This is a genomic window from Rhizobium sp. PK7-22 (assembly GCF_056530405.1).
On record NZ_CP096514.1, the window covers coordinates 1183757 to 1205076 of the forward strand.

The 21320-nt window shown below is 63.9% G+C and carries 25 protein-coding genes, 1 tRNA gene and 1 riboswitch; of the genes, 12 read left to right on the forward strand and 14 right to left on the reverse strand.

The window, feature by feature from the left end:
• Positions 1-61 precede the first annotated feature (61 nt).
• Positions 62-1051, forward strand: a complete 990-nt coding sequence (locus M1E10_RS10440) for an Hsp33 family molecular chaperone HslO (RefSeq protein WP_499176278.1) — start codon at positions 62-64, stop codon at positions 1049-1051.
• A gap of 34 nt (positions 1052-1085) precedes the next feature.
• Here M1E10_RS10440 and apaG read toward each other — a convergent pair whose 3' ends face one another.
• Together apaG and M1E10_RS10450 are read right to left on the reverse strand one after the other, a co-directional pair.
• Entirely contained in the window at positions 1086-1478 is a 393-nt protein-coding gene (apaG, locus tag M1E10_RS10445) for a Co(2+)/Mg(2+) efflux protein ApaG (protein WP_499176279.1), read from the reverse strand.
• 157 nt (positions 1479-1635) lie between these two features.
• Positions 1636-2820 carry an O-succinylhomoserine sulfhydrylase gene (locus tag M1E10_RS10450; protein WP_499176280.1) on the reverse strand — a complete coding sequence of 395 codons (1185 nt, stop codon included), beginning with the start codon at positions 2818-2820 and terminating at the stop codon, positions 1636-1638.
• 47 nt (positions 2821-2867) lie between these two features.
• Positions 2868-2946: riboswitch (SAM riboswitch) on the reverse strand.
• Between the two features lie 75 nt (positions 2947-3021).
• On the opposite strand from M1E10_RS10450, the gene M1E10_RS10455 reads away from it, so the two are divergent.
• Both M1E10_RS10455 and M1E10_RS10460 read left to right on the forward strand, forming a co-directional pair.
• Positions 3022-4116, forward strand: a complete 1095-nt coding sequence (locus tag M1E10_RS10455; RefSeq protein ID WP_499176281.1) for a 2'-deoxycytidine 5'-triphosphate deaminase — start codon at positions 3022-3024, stop codon at positions 4114-4116.
• A gap of 76 nt (positions 4117-4192) precedes the next feature.
• Positions 4193-4266, forward strand: a tRNA-Gly gene (locus tag M1E10_RS10460).
• A gap of 59 nt (positions 4267-4325) precedes the next feature.
• On the opposite strand, the gene M1E10_RS10465 is transcribed toward M1E10_RS10460, so the two are convergent.
• Together M1E10_RS10465 and M1E10_RS10470 are read right to left on the reverse strand one after the other, a co-directional pair.
• On the reverse strand, positions 4326-4487 hold the full coding sequence (locus M1E10_RS10465; protein ID WP_102248574.1) for a Thivi_2564 family membrane protein: 162 nt from the start codon (positions 4485-4487) through the stop codon (positions 4326-4328).
• A 111-nt stretch (positions 4488-4598) separates the two neighbouring features.
• Positions 4599-6512, reverse strand: coding sequence for a glycosyltransferase family protein (locus M1E10_RS10470; protein WP_499176282.1), 1914 nt, complete (start codon positions 6510-6512; stop codon positions 4599-4601).
• Positions 6513-6562: 50 nt separating this feature from the next.
• On the opposite strand from M1E10_RS10470, the gene M1E10_RS10475 reads away from it, so the two are divergent.
• A complete protein-coding gene (locus M1E10_RS10475) occupies positions 6563-7441 on the forward strand; it encodes a type 2 periplasmic-binding domain-containing protein (protein WP_499176283.1) in 879 nt (292 codons plus the stop codon).
• An 18-nt stretch (positions 7442-7459) separates the two neighbouring features.
• Here M1E10_RS10475 and M1E10_RS10480 read toward each other — a convergent pair whose 3' ends face one another.
• The 3 genes from M1E10_RS10480 to M1E10_RS10490 form a co-directional block, all read right to left on the reverse strand.
• Positions 7460-8119, reverse strand: coding sequence for a S24 family peptidase (locus M1E10_RS10480; RefSeq protein WP_499176284.1), 660 nt, complete (start codon positions 8117-8119; stop codon positions 7460-7462).
• Positions 8120-8324: 205 nt separating this feature from the next.
• Positions 8325-8972 (reverse strand): transcriptional regulator, encoded by a 648-nt coding sequence (locus M1E10_RS10485; protein WP_499176285.1) that lies wholly within the window; start codon positions 8970-8972, stop codon positions 8325-8327.
• Between the two features lie 119 nt (positions 8973-9091).
• Positions 9092-9502, reverse strand: coding sequence for a hypothetical protein (locus M1E10_RS10490; protein WP_499176286.1), 411 nt, complete (start codon positions 9500-9502; stop codon positions 9092-9094).
• An 89-nt stretch (positions 9503-9591) separates the two neighbouring features.
• Between M1E10_RS10490 and M1E10_RS10495 the strand changes: the two genes are divergently transcribed.
• Both M1E10_RS10495 and M1E10_RS10500 read left to right on the forward strand, forming a co-directional pair.
• On the forward strand, positions 9592-9939 hold the full coding sequence (locus tag M1E10_RS10495) for a DUF952 domain-containing protein (protein WP_499176287.1): 348 nt from the start codon (positions 9592-9594) through the stop codon (positions 9937-9939).
• Positions 9936-11027, forward strand: coding sequence for a dihydroorotate dehydrogenase (locus M1E10_RS10500; RefSeq protein ID WP_499176288.1), 1092 nt, complete (start codon positions 9936-9938; stop codon positions 11025-11027). Before M1E10_RS10495 ends, M1E10_RS10500 begins: the two co-directional genes overlap by 4 nt.
• Here the strand turns inward: M1E10_RS10500 and M1E10_RS10505 are convergent.
• The 3 genes from M1E10_RS10505 to M1E10_RS10515 are packed head-to-tail and all read right to left on the reverse strand — an operon-like array spanning position 11003 to position 13112.
• Complete coding sequence (locus tag M1E10_RS10505; RefSeq protein WP_499176289.1) at positions 11003-12355, reverse strand: MATE family efflux transporter; 1353 nt, start codon at positions 12353-12355, stop codon at positions 11003-11005. The two genes, M1E10_RS10500 and M1E10_RS10505, sit on opposite strands and share 25 nt — an antisense overlap.
• Complete coding sequence (locus M1E10_RS10510) at positions 12355-12843, reverse strand: CAP domain-containing protein (protein WP_499176290.1); 489 nt, start codon at positions 12841-12843, stop codon at positions 12355-12357. Before M1E10_RS10510 ends, M1E10_RS10505 begins: the two co-directional genes overlap by 1 nt.
• Before the next feature lie 2 nt (positions 12844-12845).
• On the reverse strand, positions 12846-13112 hold the full coding sequence (locus tag M1E10_RS10515; RefSeq protein ID WP_499176291.1) for a DUF6460 domain-containing protein: 267 nt from the start codon (positions 13110-13112) through the stop codon (positions 12846-12848).
• 148 nt (positions 13113-13260) lie between these two features.
• Here M1E10_RS10515 and M1E10_RS10520 point away from each other — a divergent pair, with 148 nt between their 5' ends.
• From M1E10_RS10520 to M1E10_RS10530, 3 genes are read left to right on the forward strand one after another with little or no spacing between them, the layout of a single operon-like run.
• Positions 13261-14241: a class I SAM-dependent methyltransferase gene (locus M1E10_RS10520; RefSeq protein WP_499176292.1), complete on the forward strand. Its 981-nt coding sequence runs from the start codon at positions 13261-13263 to the stop codon at positions 14239-14241.
• A gap of 56 nt (positions 14242-14297) precedes the next feature.
• The gene (locus M1E10_RS10525) at positions 14298-14948 is read left to right on the forward strand and encodes a YitT family protein (RefSeq protein WP_499176293.1); all 651 of its coding nucleotides are present in this window, start codon (positions 14298-14300) and stop codon (positions 14946-14948) included.
• Positions 14948-15592 (forward strand): YitT family protein, encoded by a 645-nt coding sequence (locus M1E10_RS10530; protein WP_499176294.1) that lies wholly within the window; start codon positions 14948-14950, stop codon positions 15590-15592. Before M1E10_RS10525 ends, M1E10_RS10530 begins: the two co-directional genes overlap by 1 nt.
• A 9-nt stretch (positions 15593-15601) precedes the next feature.
• On the opposite strand, the gene rpoN is transcribed toward M1E10_RS10530, so the two are convergent.
• The 4 genes from rpoN to lptC form a co-directional block, all read right to left on the reverse strand.
• A complete protein-coding gene (rpoN, locus tag M1E10_RS10535; protein ID WP_499176295.1) occupies positions 15602-17161 on the reverse strand; it encodes an RNA polymerase factor sigma-54 in 1560 nt (519 codons plus the stop codon).
• Positions 17162-17281: 120 nt separating this feature from the next.
• The gene (gene lptB / locus M1E10_RS10540; protein WP_029619477.1) at positions 17282-18064 is read right to left on the reverse strand and encodes an LPS export ABC transporter ATP-binding protein; all 783 of its coding nucleotides are present in this window, start codon (positions 18062-18064) and stop codon (positions 17282-17284) included.
• 34 nt (positions 18065-18098) lie between these two features.
• Entirely contained in the window at positions 18099-18653 is a 555-nt protein-coding gene (locus M1E10_RS10545; protein WP_499176296.1) for an LptA/OstA family protein, read from the reverse strand.
• 11 nt (positions 18654-18664) lie between these two features.
• Positions 18665-19333, reverse strand: a complete 669-nt coding sequence (lptC, locus tag M1E10_RS10550) for an LPS export ABC transporter periplasmic protein LptC (RefSeq protein ID WP_499176297.1) — start codon at positions 19331-19333, stop codon at positions 18665-18667.
• Between the two features lie 196 nt (positions 19334-19529).
• Here lptC and sppA point away from each other — a divergent pair, with 196 nt between their 5' ends.
• The 3 genes from sppA (at position 19530) to M1E10_RS10565 (ending at position 21285) form a co-directional block, all read left to right on the forward strand.
• On the forward strand, positions 19530-20483 hold the full coding sequence (gene sppA, locus M1E10_RS10555) for a S49 family peptidase (protein ID WP_499176298.1): 954 nt from the start codon (positions 19530-19532) through the stop codon (positions 20481-20483).
• Between the two features lie 26 nt (positions 20484-20509).
• Positions 20510-20809, forward strand: coding sequence for an integration host factor subunit beta (locus M1E10_RS10560; RefSeq protein ID WP_499176299.1), 300 nt, complete (start codon positions 20510-20512; stop codon positions 20807-20809).
• Positions 20810-20913: 104 nt separating this feature from the next.
• Positions 20914-21285 (forward strand): LapA family protein, encoded by a 372-nt coding sequence (locus tag M1E10_RS10565; protein WP_499176300.1) that lies wholly within the window; start codon positions 20914-20916, stop codon positions 21283-21285.
• Positions 21286-21320 lie beyond the last annotated feature (35 nt).

Genomic DNA, 21320 nt, shown 5'->3' on the forward strand with positions numbered 1-21320 from the left:
CGGTTCCGCACGAGCCTGCGCCTGTGTAGAAGCTGAACTGGTCGGCGCGAAGGAGCAAACCATGACGGAAGCCACCGTTGAAATCACCGATCTGGATCTTGCCGGCGACGACAAGGTCGTCCCGTTCCAGGTTGACGGGTTGGATGTGCGCGGTCGGGCCGTGCAGCTTGGCCCGTTGCTGAATAGCATTCTGGCACGCCACGACTATCCGGCCCCGGTCGCGCGCCTGCTGGCAGAAGCCATCGCTCTGACAGCACTGCTGGGCACCTCGCTCAAGTTCGAGGGCAAATTTACCGTCCAGACCAGGGGCGACGGACCGGTCGATCTGCTGGTCGCAGACTTCTCCACCCCGGGCAGCCTGCGTGCCTACGCCCGCTATGACGAGGAAGCCCTGGAAGCCGCGGTGGCCGCCGGGGAAACCTCTCCGGAGGACCTGCTGGGCGAAGGGGTGCTGGCCTTCACCATCGACCACGGCCGCGGCATGCATCCCTATCAGGGCATCGTGCCGCTCGACGGATCGTCGCTGGAGGAGATCGCCGGTGTCTACTTCCGGCAGTCCGAGCAGATTCCGACCAAGGTGCGCCTCGGCGTTGCGGAGCTTTTCGATCGCGATGTCGATGGCAAGCCGCGCCACAACTGGCGGGCCGGCGGCGTCGTTGCCCAGTTCCTGCCGCCGTCGTCGGATCGCCTGCGCCAGCCCGATCTCCACGGCGGCGATGGCGACATGCGCGAAGACGATCAGCCCGATGACGATTCCTGGGCGGAAGCCCGCATGATGCTGGAAACGATCGATACGGACGAACTGACCGATCCGCAGGTGCCGATCGAGCGCCTGCTGTTCAGGCTCTTCCACGAGCGTGGCGTGCGGGTCTACCAGCCGCAGGCGGTCGCCGACCAGTGCAGTTGCTCGCGCGACAAGATCAAGGGCGTTCTGGATGGCTTCAGCGCCCAGGAGATCACCGACAGCCTGGAGGATGGCGAGGTTGCCGTCACCTGCGAATTCTGCTCGACCACCTACAAGTATCGGGCGGACGAATTCGAGGCTGCCTGACTGGAAGACATTCCTGCCGTGAGGCAATCGCCTGCTAGTTCAGCACGCGCAGCAGGCCGGGAGAGTCGAGGGAAAAGGCGGGGATGGCGACGTCGAAGCTTTCTCCGTCATCCGTCTCCATGCGGTAGTGGCCGAACATCACGCCGGATGGCGTGTCGAGCGGGCAGCCGGAGGAATACTCATAGGTGTCCCCGGGACCCAGCTTCGGCTGCTCTCCGACGACGCCCGGCCCCTCGACCTCGTCGACGAGGCCGCTCTGGTCGGTGATGTGCCAGTAGCGATGCGTCAGCCGAACCGTCAGCGTCGAATGGTTCTCGATGACGATGTGGTAAGCCCAGACATAGCGGCTGTCCTCCGGGCAGGATTGCTCCTCCAGGTAATAGGTTTCCACGGCGACTTCGATATCTCGTGTACGGGCCCGATACATGACGCGGCGCTCTCAGTGAACTGTAGTCGGTATCGTACAGCTTCCCCGGCGCGTCAAGGAAACTGAAACCACCACGGGCGCCCGTCCGTCCGTTTTCGAGACATTTCCGGAGTTAAGGATAACCGGAAGCGTTAACTTGCCCCGGTTATCCGCCATCTCAGGCCGGCACCTTCTCCAGGGCGCGGGCAAAGTCCTCGAGCAGATCCTGGCTGTCCTCGATGCCTGCCGAGAGCCGCAGCGTGCCCGCCGAAATGCCGAGTTCGGCGCGGGCCTCGTCCGTCAGGTTCTTGTGCGTCGTCGTTGCCGGATGGGTGATCAGGCTCTTGGCGTCGCCGAGGTTGTTGGAGATCTTCACCACCTCCAGCGCGTTCTGCAGCGCGAAGGCCGCTTCCTTGCCGCCCTTCAATTCCAGGCAGACCAGCGTCGAGCCGCCGGTCATCTGCTTGGCGATGATCTCAGCCTGCGGATGGTCTGCCCGGCCTGGATAGATGACCCGCGCGACCTTGCTCTGGTCGGCCAGGAAGTCTGCGATCTTGGCCGCACTTTCCGTCTGCTGGCGCACCCGCAGCGGCAGCGTCTCGATGCCCTTCAGGAGGGTCCAGGCGTTGAACGGCGACATGGCGGGGCCCGTATGGCGGAAATAGTCCTGCAGGTGCTCCGTCACCCATTCGCTGTCGGAGAGCACGACGCCGCCGAGGCAGCGGCCCTGGCCGTCGATGTGCTTGGTCGCCGAATAGACGACGATATGGGCGCCGAGCTCGAGCGGCTTCTGGAAGAGCGGCGTCGCAAACACGTTGTCGACGACGACCTTGGCGCCGATCTGGTTGGCGAGCATGGCGACACCCGCGATATCGATCACCTCCAGCGTCGGATTGGTCGGGCTCTCCAGGAAGAACACCTTGGTGTTCTTGCGGATCGCCTTTTCCCAGTTCTCTAGGGAGCGCCCGTCGACCAGCGTGCATTCGATGCCGTATTTCGGCGCCAACGTCTCCACCACCCAGCGGCAGGATCCGAACAGCGCGCGGGCGGCGACGATATGGTCTCCCGCCTTCAACTGGCAGAGGATCGCGGCGGCAACGGCGGCCATGCCCGACGCGGTGGCGCGGGCCTCCTCGGCACCTTCCAGCATGCACATCCGCTTCTCGAACATATCGTTGGTCGGGCTGCCGTAGCGCGCATAGATGAAGCCCTCGGTCTCGCCCTTGAAGCGGGCTTCGGCGGCTTCGGCCGTCTCGTAGACGAAGCCCTGCGTGAGGTAGATCGCTTCCGACGTCTCGCCGTATTGCGACCGCAGCGTGCCGCCGTGGACGAGCTGCGTTGCGGGGCGCCAATTCTGGGTCATGCGCTTTGCACCTTTCAGACACAAAAAAACCGGCCGTGCATAAGCAGACCGGTCTCACCCCGGTCTTTTTAGCCATTTGTTTAACGTGGCTGCAAGCCGACCGGCCAAATCACCACGGGATAAATCTGCCTTACTCTCGGTCTTTGCTTGCGTCAATGGCTGCCATTTGGTTTTGTCCCGGCACGCGAAGGGACAAAGATCATGACGAGGACCACGGGCATTCTGGCGGACCGGGCCATTGCGGCGCTGTTCGAAAGCGGACGGCTCCTGTCCGAGCGGGCGCTGGACACCGACCAGGTTCAGCCGGCAAGCCTTGACCTGCGTCTTGGCGCCAAGGCGTTCCGGGTGCGGGCCAGCTTCATGCCGGGCCCCAACAGCCTGGTGTCCGACAAGCTGGACAGGCTGAAGCTGCATGTCATCGATCTGTCAGAAGGCGCTGTGCTGGAAACCGGCTGCGTCTACATCGTTCCGCTGATGGAAAGCCTCGACCTGCCGGCGACCATGTCGGCGTCCGCCAATCCGAAGAGCTCCACCGGCCGGCTCGACATCTTCACCCGCGTCATCACCGATTACGCCCAGGAGTTCGACAAGATCCCGGCCGGCTATTCCGGACCGCTCTACCTGGAAATCAGCCCGCGCACCTTCCCGATCGTCGTGCGCCGCGGCTCGCGGCTGTCGCAGATCCGCTTCCGCACCGGTAATGCCGTGCTGAGCGAGCCGGAGCTGCTGCAGCTCCACGAGGCAGAGACGCTGGTGGCGTCGCGCGAACCCAACATCAGCGGCGGCGGCATCGCGCTATCGATCGACCTGACGGGCGACAAGGAAGGCCTGATCGGCTACCGCGGCAAGCACCACACCGCCGTCGTCGATGTCGACAAGAAGGCCCAGCACGACGTCTTCGATTTCTGGGAGCCTCTGTTCAGCCGCGGCCGCAATGAGCTGGTGCTGGATCCCGACGAATTCTACATCCTTGTCTCGCGCGAGGCCGTGCACGTGCCGCCGCTCTACGCGGCCGAGATGACGCCCTTCGATCCACTGGTGGGAGAGTTCCGCGTCCACTACGCCGGCTTCTTCGATCCAGGCTTCGGCCATGCCGCATCCGGCGGCCGCGGCAGCCGCGCGGTCCTTGAGGTGCGCAGCCACGAGGTCCCCTTCATCCTCGAAGACGGCCAGATCGTCGGCCGCCTCGTCTACGAGTATATGCAGGAGCCGCCGGAAGCACTGTACGGTATCGGGCTCGGCTCGAACTACCAGGCTCAGGGCTTGAAGCTATCCAAGCATTTCCGCCTCGCCTGAGGCAGGCTAGCTCGCCGCATCGTCATCGATCTAAGCTTGACAGACGCGGCGAACTGGGTGAACTCTGCCCGCCGTTGCGGGTGTAGCTCAATGGTAGAGCAGCAGCTTCCCAAGCTGACGACGAGGGTTCGATTCCCTTCACCCGCTCCAGCCCTTTTTCAAAGTTGCTGCTGCCCTGACGCCTTTCGGCGCGATTTCGGCTGCGTATCTTAGAAAACCGCCAGGTAGCGCAGCAGCGAAATGATGCCGATGATGATGACGATGACCTGGGCGATCTGCTTGGCGCGGCCGTCGATGGGCAGGCGTGCGATCAGGTAGAGGACGAGGACGACGACGAGAAAGGTAATGAGCAGGCTGACAAGTACTGACATGAGAAGATCCTAATAAAAGTGGTGTAGTCTCAGTGAGATAGAGCCGCGCGAGGCGATGAGAAGTGGCCCGCCAATCTTTATTTGTGGCAGCTCTGTGGCGGACTCCGGTTGCTATTTTGCCGGTTCATGCGGCGTCTTCTGCCAGAAAAACGGCCTTGCCCGTAGTTCGAAGATGGCCCGCCAGGCGGCCAGCGAGGTCATCATCCAGTAGAGCGGCACTGCCATCCAGCGTCCGCCCACCAGCCGTTTTTCATGATCGGTCATCGAACCGATGCCGAGCGCGACGAAGGTGAGATAGCTGCCGAAGATGTTGAAGGCGTCGACGCAGAAGAGCACCAGCACCCCGATAGGGATGCCGCTCGCCGGTGCCGCCATCATCGCCAGGGCACCTTGGGTCAGGAAGACGAGGATCAGCGGATGCAGCAGAGACGAGAGCAGCATTCCACCGATCATCAGGTGGAAGATCAGGCAGCCGCGCAGTCCCATTTCTCCCAGCAGTTGCTGGGGCCGCCGCATCATCACCAGCCAGGTCTGCACCCAGCCCTTGAACCAGCGCGTCCGCTGCCCCATCCAGATCGACAGCCCGACCGGCGCATCCTCCAGCGTCTGCCGCCGCAGCACGGCGGATCGGTAGCCGAGGCGAAAGAGCCTGAGGCCGAGATCGGCATCCTCCGTCACGTTGAACGGATCCCAGCCGCCGGCCTGTTTCAGAAGGTCGGTGCGGAAGTGGTTGGACGTTCCCCCCAAGGGCATAGGCAGTCGGTAATGGGCGAGCATTGGCAGCAGTCCGCGAAACAGCGCCGAATACTCGAGTGCGAACAGGGCGCTGATCCAGGACGAGCTGCCATTGGCGATGACCAGCGGCGCCTGCAGGCAGGCGACATCCGCCGGCAGGCTGCAGAAGCGCGCATGGGCTTCCCGCAACTGGCCAGGGTGGGGCCGGTCCTCCGCGTCATAAATCACCAGATATTCGCCGCGCACGCCGGCCAGTGCGTAGCTCAGCGCCTTCGGCTTGGTGCGCGGCTGAGCGGCCGGCACTTCGACGATTTCCATGTAGCGTGGCAATGCCATGTCCCGGAGCGTATCCAGTGTTTCGCCATCATCCGCCTCGCACACCAGCTTGATGTCGAGAAGCGACGGCGGCCAGTCCAGGCGCTTCAGGCAGGAGATCAGCTGGCCGGCGACGGCGGCTTCCCGATAAAGCGCAATGAGCACGGTATAGGTGGGAAGCGGACCAGCCGCCGGCGTCAGTTCGTCATGCTGCTCGTGCTTGCGGTGGATCAGCGCCAGGATACGCAGAGCAAGTGCTGCCAGGTAGAGATAGGATAATACCGGATGCAGCACCGGCAGGATCAGCGTCGGCGCGGCCAGAAGCGCGATAGCCAGGAGCGCCGCGATCAGCCCGGCAGCAAAGCCTTGGGAACCGGTGACGACCGTACGGGCGGAAAACTGCGGTTGGTCCTGCGATAGCATGCCGACGGTCTCGCGGACCCGGCGCATCGCGCCGGCCGCCCAGACAGCCTTGCGGATCGCCTTGGGAGTAGTGACTGTCAGGTCCTGTCCCAGCATCGGCAGGTTGATCAGCGCCGCCGCAAGCTCTCCCAGCCTCTTGGCCTCGGGAACGATCGCCACCTGCGGTGCCTTCCGCGCATGGTGGAGCCGCACCATGGCCGGGCGCCGCAACTGCGTGTCTAGGTTTGCGGTATCTACCACTGTGCTGGCGTCTATCGCCTCGAGAAAAGGAAGCCGCAGAAACCGCGCCATGGCGCCGTAGTAGGCGCCTTCCTCGACTCCCCGTTGATGCAGCAGCTCGCTTTCGAGCGTCGTGCCGTTCCGGCGCGCATTTTTCGACAGGCTTTCGATCAGCGGCTTGGAAAAACCGAGCGACTGCAGGGCCGCGACTTCATCGTCAACGAGTGATGGCTGCGACGGGTCGACCGGATCGCCTGCGGTCGAGCCGCGCGGCTGAAGCTCGCAGGCGCCATCAGGGGAACCTGCTGAATGCGGATATTCCCCCAGACGCATGTCTCTGATACACCATCGTTACCAGGCTTGTCCCAAATTGGATCATAGTAATGCACCCTCTGCTTTCATCCCTGAAAACATGGGGGAGACCACTCTTTTGGGTTGTTGTTGCTTGTGGGCTTACACCCTCTTTGACCCCCGGCGCGGCACGCGCCGATCAGCACGAATTTCCGGTGCTGTTTGATGCCAGGGAGCGGTTGCCACGACCGGACCTCTCCAATCTCGTGCGGCTGCGCATCCTCACCACGATTGATTTTCCGCCCTTTAACTTTGCCGACCAGACTGGTCGACTGTCCGGTTTCAATGTCGATCTGGCCCGAGAGATCTGTGCCGAACTGGATGTCCAGTCAAAATGCCAGATCCAGGCGATGCCATTCGAAGACCTTGAAAACGCGCTGGCAAACGGCTCCGGGGAAGCGGTGATGGCAGGAGTCTCGATCACCGCAGAACGACGGGAGACCTTCGCTTTTTCACGGCCCTACCTGACCGTACCGGCACGTTTTGCGCGTCTTGTCTCAAGGCCGATCAGCGGGGAGGGGCCGGACGCCTTGAGCGGGAGACCCGTCGGTGTCGTGAAGGATACCGCGCATGCGGCGATGCTGAGGGCTTTCTTCCCGAAGATCGTTCCTGTGCCCTTCGAAAGTTACGAGGCCATGCTGGAGGCGCTGAAGGCAGGCAAGGTGGACGCCGTGTTCTCCGACGGGCTCCGGCTGCCGTTCTGGGTCGCCGGCGAGGCCGCTGATGGATGCTGCGCACTCTTCGGCGGACCATATCTCTCTGAGCAGTTCCTGGGCGAGGGGCTGGCCGTCATGCTGCAGGCCGACGACGCCGCGCTGGCAGCAGCCTTCGATCACGCCTTGGCTGTTCTGTCCCGCAACGGTCGCCTGCAGGATATCTACCTGCGCTACTTCCCCAACGGCCTCTACTGAAGCCGAAAAGCTTACATTCTACTGGCTTGCCCAGATGATCCGTGCCACCCACTCCACCTCGACAAGGTCCAGGCTGCGGTTCGAGTGCTCGGGGTTGAGCGAGTGCAGCTCGATGGTCTTGGCCGTCTGGCGCATCAGGATCTTGGCCATGACCTCGCCGTCGCGGGTCTTGACCACCACCCGGTCGCCGCGCCGGACCTGTGCGCCCGGCTCCACGATCAGCACATCGCCGTCGCGGTAGAGCGGCATCATGGAATCCCCCTGCACCTCCAGCGCATAGACACCCGACTTGCGCGCCGGAGAGGCTGGAAATTCCACCACGTCCCAGCCCTGGCCGGCGGGAAAGCCGCCGTCGTCGAAGAAGCCGCCGGCGCCCGCCTGGGCAAACCCGAGGAGAGGGATGGTCCCGATCTGCGGCGGGAATGCGCCTTCCGGCAGATCCGAACGGGAGGAGGGGATGTAGCTCAGAAACTGTTCGACGCTGGCGCCGGTCGCCTCCAGCACCTTGGCGATCGACTCGGTGGAAGGCCAGCGCAATCGCCCGTCCGGGCCGTGCCGCTTCGATTTGTTGAACGAGGTGGGATCGAGGCCGGCGCGGCGGGCAAGGCCCGAGGCGGTCAGTTTGTGGCGCTCCGCGAGGGCGTCGAGGGCGTGCCAGATCGTCTCGTGTGACAGCATGGCCGTAGGTTCTCCGGCTCGAGGTCCGGTAGCGTCCCGCCGGCTTCCCGCGCCCTGACTTGGTCCTGATCCGACAACACTGCCGGCTTGCGCGCAAATGCAGTCGACCTGCCCGCAATGCGGGCCAGTTGTTGCAAATCTAGCCAATGCAGGGCGGCTGGTAAAGAGCGGAGAGGAATAAAATCCTCTTTTGATCGGCAGGGTTCTACGCCACGAGCGGCATGTTGATCTTGCCGAGCTTGATCACCGCCTGCGTCCGGCTGTCCACGTTGAGCTTCAGCAGGATAGCCGACACATGCGCCTTGATGGTTGCTTCCGACACGCCGAGCTCATAGGCGATCTGCTTGTTCAGCAGGCCTTCGCCCAGCATGTTCAGCACCCGGCTCTGCTGCGGCGTCAGCGTGCGCAGCCGCTCCAGCAGTTCGCTGATGCCCGGCTCCTCGTCGGCCATCGGCGCATGCCCTTCCGGCGCCCAGATGTCGCCGTCGAGAACGGCATGGATGCCGGTGCGGATGTCGTCGAGTCCGGAGGATTTGGAGATGAACCCCGACGCGCCGAGTTCCAATGAGCGGCGGATGGTGGCGCCGTCATCGCTGGCCGAGACCACCACGATCGGCAGTCCGGAGAATTCGGCCCTCAGCGACATCAGCCCGGAAAAGCCGCTGACGCCCGGCATGGCGAGGTCGAGCAGCAACAGGTCCGCGTCGCGATGGCTCTGCGCCGCGGCGCGTGCGGCGTTGAAATCTCCGGCTTCGATGATGGTGAGATCGGTGGAAAGACCTTGAACGGCCTGTTTCAAGGCGCCGCGAAACAGCGGATGGTCGTCTGCAATGATGATCGTGAGTGTCTGCATTCTAACGCTCCCTCCCAAGAGCATAGACGCAACGTCGCCTTCCCTCTTCTACGCTTCCACGGCGCTGGAAACAATAGCTCTCTGGGTTCGGTGGCCCGGGATGGCGGGAAACCCCTTCATCACGTCCGGCTGGGCGCCGGATCCTGCGGCTGGCGGTCCTCGGTGAAATCTTCGATGATCGCCATGAAACGCCGCATGAAGCGCTCCATGATCCCGAGCGTCTGCTCGATCTCCGCTTCTCCCGGCAGAGCACGCGACGAGCCTTCTGCAGCCAGCCTTTCCTCCAGTGCCGTCACCCGCTTGCCCAGGAGATCGAGCTCCTGTTCATAGGCGACGCGTTCGTCCGCGGCCATGCGGCAGGAGAGGGTGCCGCTGTCCTCGCGGCAGAGCGACATCGCGCCGGTCTGCCGGTCCAGGCGCACCAGGCCGCTCTCCGTTCTTTCCAGTTGGAAGCGCGAGGTCTCGCCATCCTGCGCCAGCGCCAGGCCGGGCAGCAGTACCAGTGATAGCAGCAGCGGTCTCATCGTCATGTCGTCCTTCGTCTGTGGCTGGACAAGCGCCAGCCTTTGCGGCAAACCGCAGGTCGTTTGACAGCATAGCACCTGATTGAAAGCTGCCCATGCCCCATATCGTCTACAAGATCGTTCCGACAACTCTGTGGCAGGCCGCAAGGGAAAAGGGCGTCTTCGACGGCGCGCCGATAGATCTGCAGGATGGCTACATCCATCTCTCCACCGCCACCCAGTCCCGCGAAACCGCACGGCTGCATTTTGCCGGCGTCGAGGACCTGATGCTGGTCGCCGTCGACGCCGAGGCTCTCGGCGAGGCGCTGAAATTCGAACCCTCCCGCGGCGGTGATCTCTTTCCGCATCTCTACGGCGCTCTTCCTCTCGACGCGGTGATCTGGGAGCGGCCGCTGCCGCTTGGACCCGACGGCGCGCATCGCTTCCCGGAGGACATGGCATGATCGGTCGCCTTTCGGATCTCGCCCGCCAGGGGCTCTTCCTTCTCGACCCGGAAACGGCCCACGGCATGTCGATCGCCGCCCTGAAGAGCGGCCTCATGCCGGCATGCCAGCTCAAGCCCGATCCGCGGCTTGCCCAGACGGTGGCCGGCCTGTCCTTCCCCAATCCGCTCGGCATGGCCGCCGGCTACGACAAGAACGCCGAAGTCCCGGATGCGCTGCTGCGTCTCGGTTTCGGCCATACCGAGGTCGGCACGCTGACGCCGAAGCCGCAGGCCGGCAATCCGAAGCCGCGCATCTTCCGGCTGACCGCCGACCGCGCCGTCATCAACCGCCTCGGCTTCAACAACGAAGGCCACGACGCGGCCCATGCCAGGCTCCTGGCGCGTCAGGGTGTCGGCGGCATCGTCGGCGTCAACATCGGCGCCAACAAGGACAGCGACGACCGCGTGGCCGATTATGTTGCCGGCATCCGCCGCTTTGCCGCCTTCGCCAGCTATTTCACCGTCAATATATCCTCGCCCAATACGCCCGGGCTGCGCGACCTGCAGGCCCGCGACAGCCTGAAGGCGCTGCTCGATGCGGTCCTTGGCGCGCGTGCGCAGGAAGCCACCCGTCTTGGACGGCCGCTGCCGGTCTTCCTCAAGATCGCCCCGGACCTGCCGGAAGAGGGTCTCGACGACATCGCGGCCGAAGCGCTCGCCCATGATCTGGATGGCCTGATCGTCTCCAACACGACCCTGTCGCGGAACGGCCTCACCGATGCCACGCAGGCGAAGGAGGCAGGCGGCCTGTCCGGCGCGCCGCTCTTCAAGCTCTCGACGACAGTGCTTGCGAAGATGCGCCGCCGCGTTGGCCCGGCCATGCCGATCATCGGCGTCGGCGGCGTCGGCCGCGCCGAGGACGCGCTGGAAAAGATCCGCGCCGGCGCCGATCTGGTGCAGCTCTATTCCTGCATGGTCTACGAAGGTCCCGGCCTGCCTGCCCGCATCCTGTCCGGGATGTCACGCCTGCTCGATAACGAAGGCGTGGCCTCGGTTCGCGAGCTGCGCGACAGCCGCGTCGGTCACTGGGCCGACGGAAAGCTCTGAGCGGTCTTGCGCGGCACCAGCGCCAGCAGAAAAAGGCCGCGCGTCAGCAGGAACAGGTTCATCGCCATCCACAGTCCGTGGTTGCCGAGCGTCGGCACCAGCACCGCAAGCGCCGCGCAATAGGCGGCAAACGAGAGCAGCATCATGTTGCGCATCTCCCGCGACCAGGTGGCGCCGATGAAAACGCCGTCCATCTGGAAGGCCAGCGCTCCCGTCAGGCCGGTGATTGCGGCCCAGGGCAGATAGCGCGCGGCGGCCTGCCTTACCTCCTCCGATGTCGTCAGCACCGCGATGATCGGCACGCCCGCCACCAGGAAGAAGACGCCGAGCACGCCGGCCATGGCAAACGACCAGCCGGCCGTCAGCTTCAGCGCCCGGTCGAAGGACGGACGGAAGTTGGCCCCGACCGCGCGTCCCGAAAGCTGCTCGGCGGCGCCCGCCAGTCCGTCGAGGAAGAAGGCCGAGAGCATGAAGACGTTGATCAGCACCGCATTGGCCGCCAGCGTCACCGCCCCGAAGCTGGATCCGATCCGCGTCATGATCACGAAGGCGCCGTTGAGGACGAGCGACCGGATCAGGATGTCGGCGTTCATCTGGAAAAGCTGCTTCAGCTTGGCCGGGTCGAGGATCTCGCTGCGTGCAGGCCGGCTGCCGGCGGGAAAGCCGCGCATCACGACGACGAGCCCGACGATTGCGGCGAGGTATTCCGCGCCGACCGTGCCCCAGGCCACGCCGGCAATCCCCCAGCCCAGGCCCAGGCCGAGATAGACCGAGACAAGGATGTTCGTGCCGTTGAGCAGGATCTGCAGGGCAAGGCCGAGCATCGCCCTGCCACGGCCGAAGATGAGACCGAGCACGGCGAAGTTGACGAAGGTGGCGGGGCTGGAAAGCACGCGTATGCCGAAGTAGCCGCGCACCACCTCCGCAACGTCGGCATCGCTCGTCATCAGCTCCGGTCCAACCGCGAGGATGACCGGCGCCAGAAGCAGCATGAGCAAGCCCAGTCCGATGGCGCTGAGCAGCGCCCGCCAGAACACCGCCTGCAGTTCGCGCGGATCGTTGCGGCCGAAGGCCTGCGCCGCAAGCCCGGTGGTGGAGGTGCGAAAGAAGCTGAGGCTGCCGTAGAGGAGGTCGAAGATGATCGCGCCGATGGCCAGTCCCGCCAGCGCCTCCGGCTGGCCCAGCCGTCCCACCACCGCCGTGTCGGTGAGGCCGAGCAAAGGTGTCGTCAGGAAGCCGAGCGTCATCGGCACGGCAATCGACAGCACCAGCCTGTGGGTGACCGCAAAGCCCCGCGTGTCGTGAGCCGCCTCGGCCGTCGCGCTCATCAGGCGGAGAGGACCATGGCCCAATAGGGGCGGGATGCGGTGGAGCGGGCCACGGCCACGCCCAGCCCTTGGAAGGTGCCGAGCATATTGGTCAGATGGCTCCGCGAGCGGATCCAGGCCTCGACGGCATCTTCCACGGAGGTCTGGCCGCTGGCGATGTTTTCCGCCGCCGGCAGCGGCACGTCGCGACGCTGCATACGGGATTTGAAATCGTCGCCGCGTCCGATCAGATGCGACATCTGCTCGGCCTTGGCCATCCGCACCGCCTGTTCGGCGGCCGCACTGCGTGCGGCACCCTTGGCGGCAAGTGGCGACAGTCCGCGCTCGGCGCGCACCCGGTTGACGAGCGGCAGCGCGGCAGCGGTTTCGTCCTCGGCACCGTCGATCGACGTCAGGGCGCCCATGGTCGAACAGCCGGCGAGAACGAGACCAAGACCCGACAGGATGAGGATGCCCCGGCGGGAGGGCATGAGGATCGCGTCTGACATGCCTAGCGCCTGTAGCTGATCAGCCTGAGGATGATGAAGATCGGAATGACGATCGTCGCCCCGAGGATCAGGTAGTCGCCAACCCGGCCCAGCGCGTTGAAGCCCTGGTACCAGAGGTCGAGAAAGAAATTGCGGATGCTGTAGACGATGTCCCACGGGTCGAGACCGAAGAAGGCCATCACGAAACCGACCACCAGCGAGACCACGATCAGTTTCACGATCGTCCGTCCGGGCGTATCGCCCAGAACCCGATTAACCCGTTCCGCCATGCTCAGAATCTCCGTTGTGCAGGCAGAGATAAGCGGCAGGACGCGCCCCCGCAACCCCGTTCCTCCGCGCTGAAGGCGATGCTCCTCAAATAGAACTTGTGTTTGTCGGTGGCTTCGGCGAAGAACCCGCACCCTCTCGAGACAATTCATGCTTCCCAGCCAGTTATCCTCCGGCGATGCCATTGCCGACCGTCGCGTCGATTACGCACGCATGCTCGCCGAAGCCGGTGATCTGCCGGCGGCGGCAGAGCTTGTCGAGCAGGCGCTGGAGCTTGCGCCGTCCTGGGCGGCCGGCTGGTTCCAGCTCGGCGAATATCGGGAAGAAAATGCCATGCTGGGCGGTGCCATCGCCGCCTATCGGCAGGTGTTGAGCCTCGATGCCGAGGATGCCTTCGGCGCACGTCTGAAGCTTGCTCTTCTGGGGGCAGCCGACGTGCCGGACCAGCCGCCGAGCCGCTACGTCGAGAGCCTGTTCGATGCCTATGCCGAACGCTTCGACGAGGCCCTCGTCGAGAAGCTGGCATACAGCGTCCCTGGCAAGCTGGCCGACATGGTCGTCGGGCTGGGGCCATTCGAGCGCACCGTGGATCTGGGCTGCGGCACCGGTTTGTTCGGAGTCGAAATTCGGGCGGTGACGAAACGCCTGGAGGGCTTCGATCTCTCCACCAACATGCTGGCCAAGGCGCAACAGAAGAACATCTACGATCATCTGGCGCAGGCGGATCTCAGCCTGCCCGAGGCCCAATCGGGTCTCTTCGGCGAAGACCTCCCGCAACACCGCGCCGATCTCGTCACCGCGACGGATGTGGCGATGTATCTGGGTTCGCTCGAGACTCTGTTCCCACTGGTGAGGGACCTCCTGGTTCCCGGTGGCCACTTCGCCTTCTCCTTCGAGGAGGCGACAGGAGACCAGGGCTTTGAGTTGCGCGAATCCCTGCGCTACGCCCATTCGGAAGCCTACGTCCGCGAACTCCTGGCGCTTCACGGCCTCGAAACCACCGGGGTGATGCGGACGCACATTCGGCTCGACCGCGGCGAACCCGTCTACGGCATATTGATTCTGTCGCGGAAGTCTCTGCCGGAGCGTACAATATTGCGTTTTGACGGACCCGCCACTGTGGGTCGTTGAACGCTGCACGACAAGGCTCTATGGCAGTTTGACCATCTAACAGATCGGGGCATCACGTGGCGCAGCAGAAGCATGGCCAGAGGCGCAGCCTCGGGTTCTACAGTGCGGATCCCTCGCAGCACACTTTGCTGGAGGACACACAAGGTCTGGCAACCGGAGCGCTGGTCGCGGCGCTTGGCTTCTACTTCCTCAATCAGGTCGGCCTGCTCACCGGCGGCACCGCCGGCGTCGCCTTCCTGCTGCACTATGCCTTCGGCATGTCCTTCGGTCTCTTGTTTTTCCTCGTCAACCTGCCGTTCTACTATCTGTCGTTCCGGCGCCTCGGCTGGGCCTTCTCCTTCAAGACCTTCGTCGCCATCGGCCTCGTCTCGCTGATCACCGAGCTGGAGCAGCGGTTCCTGCTGATCCAGTATCTGCACCCGGCCTGGGCGGCCCTCATGGGTGGCCTGCTGCTCGGGTACGGGCTCCTGGCGCTCTACAGGCATCGCGCAAGCCTCGGGGGCGTCGGCATCCTCGCCATCTACATTCAGGATCGCTTCGGCGTTCAGGCGGGCCTCATCCAGCTCGCCTTCGATCTCTGCGTCATGGCGTGCGCCTTCTTCGTCGTTTCGCCGGAGATCGTCGGCTGGTCGTTCCTCGGGGCCGTGGTTCTCAATGTCTTCCTGGCGATCAACCACCGGTCCGATCGCTATATCGTGGTGCGCTGATGACGAAGGAAGGCGCAGAAAAGTCACCGATCGGCTTCTGGGCCTCCACGCCCGACCGCCATTCCGTCATCGAGGACGTGCAGGGCATTGTCGCCGGCAGCATGCTGGCAGCGCTCGGGGTGACCATGCTGTCGGCCGCCCACCTCCTGATCGGTGGAACCGCCGGCCTCGGCTTTCTGCTGCGCTATTCCATGGGCCTCAGCTTCGGCCTCGTCTTCTTCCTTCTCAATCTGCCCTTCTACTGGATCGCCTACCGGCGCCTCGGGCTTGCCTTCACCGTCAAGACCTTCGCGGCGGTCGCCGTCACCTCGCTGCTGACGGAGATCCTGCCGGCGCTGATCACGTTCGAGCACGTGCATCCGGTCGCCGCCGCTCTTTTCGGCGGGCTGCTGATCGGCACGGGCATGCTGGCGCTCTTCCGCCACCGCGCCTCGCTCGGCGGCTTCGGCATTCTGGCGCTCTATCTGCAGGATCGTTTCGGCTGGCGCGCCGGCTTCGTTCAGCTCGGGCTGGATCTCGTAGTGCTGGCGCTCTCGTTCCTGGTCGCAAGCCCCGTCGTCATCGCCTTGTCGGTTCTCGCCGCAGCGACATTGAACCTGACGCTTGCCATCAACCACCGCACCGACCGCTACGTGGTCCGCTGAGTAATAGGCTCAAGCCGTCGCGAACTTCGCCATCGCCCGCTTCTCCCGCCGCCGCTGGACGGAGGAGGGGATGTCCATCGCTTCCCGGTATTTTGCGACGGTGCGGCGGGCAAGATCCACGCCGCCCTTCTTGAGACTGACGACGATGTCGTCGTCGGACAGCACCGCCTCCGGCGTTTCCTGCGCGATCAGCGCCCGGATCCGGTGGCGCACGGCTTCCGCCGAATGGCTGTCGCCACCCTCGTCGGCAGATCCGATCGACACCGAAAAGAAGTACTTCAACTCAAAGAGCCCGCGTGGCGTCAGCATGTATTTGTTGGACGTGACGCGGCTGACGGTCGACTCGTGCATCTTGATGGCATCGGCCACCGTCTTCAGGTTGAGCGGCCGCAGGTGGTCGACGCCGTGGGTCAGGAAGGCATCCTGCTGGCGGGCGATTTCGGTCGCCACCTTCAGGATTGTCTTTGCCCGCTGGTCGAGGCTGCGGGTGAGCCAGTTGGCGCTCTGCATGCAGTCCGACAGAAAGGCCTGATCGTCCTTCTGCCGACCGCAGGAAGCCGAGACCGTCCGGAAATACTCGCGGTCGATCAGCACGCGGGGAAGCGTGTCAGGGTTGAGCTCGATCCTCCAGCCGCCGCCGGCTGCGGGAAAGATCAGCACATCCGGCGAGATCGTCTCGGACGCGCTGCGCTGGAAGTTCGCCCCCGGCTTCGGGTTGAGCGCCCGGATCTCCGCCAGCATGTCGAGAAGGTCCTCGTCGCCCACCCCGCAATGGCGGCGCAGCATCGCGAAATCGCGCCGGGCGAGGAGATCGAGGTGGTTGACGAGCGCTTCCATCGCCGGATCGTAGCGGTTGCGCTGCCTGAGCTGGATGGCGAGGCATTCGCGCAGCGAGCGCGCCATGACGCCCGGCGGATCGAGCGACTGCAGGCTCCGGAGGATATCCTCGACCTGCTGCGGCTCACGCCCCAGCCGGGCCGCGATCTCCGCAAGCTCGCCGCAGAAATATCCGGCCTCGTCGACGCAGTCTATGAGATGCTGGGCGACCAGCCTGTCGGAGGCGCTCTGCAACAGGAAGGGGATCTGCTGGGACAGGTGGTCGCGCAGGCTCACATGACCGGCAACGAAGTCGTCCAGATCGTAGTCGTCTCCGCCCTCGGCGCCCGGCATGGATTTCCACTGGCCGAGCAGCTCCGGCGCATCCGCCTTGGTCGACTGCTTGTCGTCGGGAAAGAGATTGTCGAAGCCGGAATCGCTCTCGTTCAGATGCGCGCCGCCGACGTCCGCCTGCGTGCCGTACCATTCGCCATCCGCATCGCCCGTGGCTGCGGACACGTTTTCGGCGGCGGCGTCCACCCGCGCACTGAAGTCTTCGGGCGCGGAAGGGTCGATCGTCTCTGCCGCATCGCTGGCCGCCAGCTCGAGCAGCGGGTTCTTCTCGATCTCTTGCGAAATGAATCTGTTCAGCTCAAGATGCGTCATCTGCAGCAGCTGGATGGACTGCATCAGTTGCGGTGTCATGACCAGCGATTGGCTTTGTCGTAAAAAAAGGCCGGCGGACAAGGACATAGCGGACGCACACTCCCTACACGGTCGACTTCCCGTGGGACGAGACTTCAACTTGGCCCAAAAATTGCTTTTTTGAGAGATTTGGTCAAGCGCCTGGAGCGGTGACGCGCATTTTATTGCTCAGAGCGTGAACTTGTCGCCGAGATAGAGCCGCCGGACATCCGGATTGTTGACGATGTCGTTGGCGCGGCCATGGGTCAGCACTTCGCCTGCGTGGATGATGTAGGCACGGTCGATCAGGCCCAGCGTCTCGCGGACGTTGTGGTCGGTGATCAGCACGCCGATGCCGCGCGCCGTCAGGTGCCGCACGAGATTCTGGATGTCGGAGACGGAGATCGGATCGACGCCCGCGAAAGGTTCGTCGAGCAGCATGAAGGCTGGATCCGTCGCCAGCGCGCGGGCGATCTCGAGGCGTCGCCGCTCGCCGCCGGAAAGGGCGACTGCCGCCGATTTGCGCAGATGACCGATGTGAAATTCGGCAAGCAGCTCGTCGAGCTTGCTCTCGCGCCGGTCCCGGTTGCGGTCATGCACCTCGAGCACCGCGCGGATGTTCTGCTCCACCGTCAGGCCGCGGAAGATCGACGCCTCCTGCGGCAGGTAGCCGACGCCGAGGCGGGCACGTCGGTACATCGGCATGTTGGTGACCTCGTTGCCGTTGATGGCAATCATGCCCTCGTCGACGGGCACCAGTCCGGTGATCATGTAGAAACAGGTGGTCTTGCCCGCACCGTTGGGGCCCAGCAGGCCGACGGCCTCGCCGCGCCGCACGACGAGCGACACACCGTTGACGACGCGCCGCGTGTCATAGGTCTTCGACAGGCCGTGCGCCACGAGGGTGCCCTCGTAGCGCGCCTTGTCGCTGACGGAGAAAGGTTCGCGCTGGCCGGACTTCTTGCCCAGCATGTTCGACAGGGAAAACTTCACGATGCTGCCGTTGTTATTGCTGCGGACGCGATTTGGGATCGAGCAGGATTTCCACCCGGCCGCCGCAGGCGTCGAGCTTGGCCTCGCCGGTGTTCATCCGGACGGTCAGCTTGCAGCCCTTGAAGACATTGTTGCCCTCGGAGAGAACCACCTGGTCGCCCGACAGCACAAAGGTCTGGCTGGCCATGTCGAACTCGCCCTTCTGGGCGGTCGCCTGCTGTTCTCCCGAGTTCAGGAAGACCTGGTCGTCGAGGAAGATCTTGTCGATGTCGGTGCTGCCCGAAGTCATCGACGCGCCTTCGCCCGTATAGAGCACCGTCATCTTGCCGGCGCGCATGGTGGTCGTACCCTGCACAACTTTGACGTTGCCGGTGAAATACGCCTTCTTCTCCTGCTCCTTGATCTCGAGCTGGTCACTCTCGATCTGGATTGGCTCGTCATTGGAGAGTGCCATCCCGCTCATCTGGCTGGTGGTGTTCTGCGCGATAGCCGGCGCGGTCAGGGCAAGGCAAACAAGGCCTGCTGAGAGCACGGAAGCTGAGATCTTTTCAATTCGACAAATGATCATGGTGGTCAGCTCTAGTTGCCCTTGTTTCGGATGGCGGTCGCGTCGATGTTCACCCTGACTTGTCCGGCAAAGGTGATCGTTTTGCCCTTATCTGCTATCTTGAGGGACTGCGCAACAATAGAGGCTTGCTCGGTCGTGATTGCAACCGGATCGGCCGTGTCGAGCGTGCCGTTGACGACATCGAGATTTGCAGACTGGAATTTGGCGGTCGTGCCGTTGCTGAGGTTGACGTCGAAGGGCGCCGTCAGCTGCATGCTGTCGGTGCCGCGGTCGAAGATGCCGGCCGTCGCCACCACGCGCGCAATGGTGTCCTCGTTGACGGGGACCGCCGCCTTGACGTCCTCGAGGGTGATCATGTTGGGGTTGGCGATGTCCTGCAGCGCCCGCACCGCCGTCATCGAATAGCTGATGCCGTCGTCGTTGCGCCCGGCGATCGCGGGCCGCTCCATGACGATCTTGCCGTTCTCGATCCGGGCGCTTTCGATCGAAAGATCTTCCGGGAGATAGGCACGGATCACCGACACGCCGATGAAGATCATCGAGATCACGCCGGCAACCACTGGCAGCCAGATGCGAAGCCGGCGCACGCGCGCCGAGTGTCGCAGCGCCGCCTGGTAGGCGTCGCCATCCGCTGGGCCCGCAAAGGCCTGCACCGGTGATTTCAGCAGTCTTTGCAGCATCGGCTGGGCGTGTTTCCTTGAATTTCCGGGCTGTTGTCCGCGCCGCTCTCTGGCGGAATGCGGAATGCCTTCCGTATTTCAGCGCAATATGGTTTTTTATGCATCAACAAACAATAACGGGCCATATAAAATCGTGATAGCAGTCGCGCACGGAGGGGCATTGCCCCGCAAAGCCCGCGGCAAGCAAGGAAAAACCATGGATCAACTGGCAATTCTCGATCGCAGGCGCCTGCGCCGGAAGCTCAGCTTCTGGCGCATTCTCGCCCTGCTGGTCATCATCGGACTTGGCTTTGCCCTCTATCGGCTCGGCGCCGGCGACGGCGGCTCGGCCGTTCAGCACGTGGCCCATGTGAAGATCTCCGGGATGATCCAGGACGATACGGAACTGCTGGAGCGGCTGAACGAGATTGCCGAAAGCCCCAGTGCGAAAGCACTCGTCGTCTCCATCTCCTCGCCGGGAGGTACCACCTACGGCGGCGAGCGGATCTTCAAGGCGATCCGGGCAGTCGCCGAAAAGAAGCCGGTCGTGTCCGACATCCGCACGCTGGCGGCCTCCGCCGGCTACATGATCGCGACCGCCGGAGATACCATCGTGGCGGGCGAAAGCTCGATCACCGGCTCGATCGGCGTCATCTTTCAATATCCGCAGATCTCCGAACTGATGGACAAGGTCGGCATCTCGCTGGAAGAGATCAAGTCGTCGCCCTTGAAGGCGGAACCGTCACCCTTCCATCCGCCCAGTGAAGCGGCCCAGCAGATGATCCGCTCGATGATCATGGACAGCTACGACTGGTTCGTCGATCTCGTGGCGGAACGGCGCAACCTGCCCCGCGGCGAGGCGTTGCGGCTGGCCGATGGCTCGATCTTCACCGGCCGCCAGGCTCTCGAAGCCCGGCTGGTGGATACGCTCGGCGGCGAAACCGAAATCCGCGCCTATCTGGCGGACAAGGGTGTCAGCCAGGATCTGCCGATGGTGGAGTGGAAGGACAGCGAGGACTCCTCATCGCTGTGGTTCGCCAGCGCCATGGTCGAGTTTTTCCGGCTGACCGGCCTTGCTGACGTCCTCGGCCCGACGGCCTTGCGGCCTTTCGGTGGCGAGAAGTTGTTCCTTGACGGTCTGGTCTCGGTTTGGCAGGTTGGCCAGCAGTGAAAATCTAGCTTTTTCAGGGGGCAAACGTGATCAAGTCGGAACTGGTCCAGATCGTGGCGGCACGAAATCCGCACCTCTACCACCGCGATGTCGAGAATATCGTCAACGCGGTTCTCGACGAGATCACCGATGCTCTGGCGGGAGGTAACCGGGTCGAGCTGCGGGGCTTCGGCGCCTTCTCCGTCAAGAACCGTCCATCCCGTTCGGGCCGCAATCCGCGCACCGGCGAGTCGGTCTTCGTCGAGGAAAAATGGGTGCCCTTCTTCAAGACGGGCAAGGAGCTGCGCGAGCGTCTCAATCCCGGTCTCGAGGACGAGGCGGACTGACGCCACGAACGGTCTGATCGGCAGATGCTCTTGAAAGGCGCCGGCAGGCGCCTATTCTGCTTTCGGAGTGCAGGGCGCCACAGGCGCAGACAAGGCGGAGAGACATGACGAGGCTCAAGAAGATCGTTTATCTGGTGATACTGTTGCCGCTCGGCCTGCTGCTGGTCGTGCTTTCGGTCGCCAACCGCCAGAGCGTCACCTTGGCCCTCAATCCCTTCCGCCCGCAGGACAGCCTCCTGTCGCTGACGGCGCCCTTCTTCCTGTTTCTCATGCTGGCATTGATCCTCGGCATGGCCATCGGCTCGTTTGGTACCTGGTGGACGCAGGGCAAGCATCGCAAGCAGGCTCGTGTCGAGGCCAAGGAAGCCATCAAGTGGCACAACGAGGCCGACAAGCAGAAGCCGACGTCGACGGCCGTTGCCCCCGCAAGCCTGCCACCCGCCGCCCCGCAGATGAAAACCCCGGCCCTGAATTGATCCGCAGGCGCGGCTGCTGACGCTGTCGGCCATTA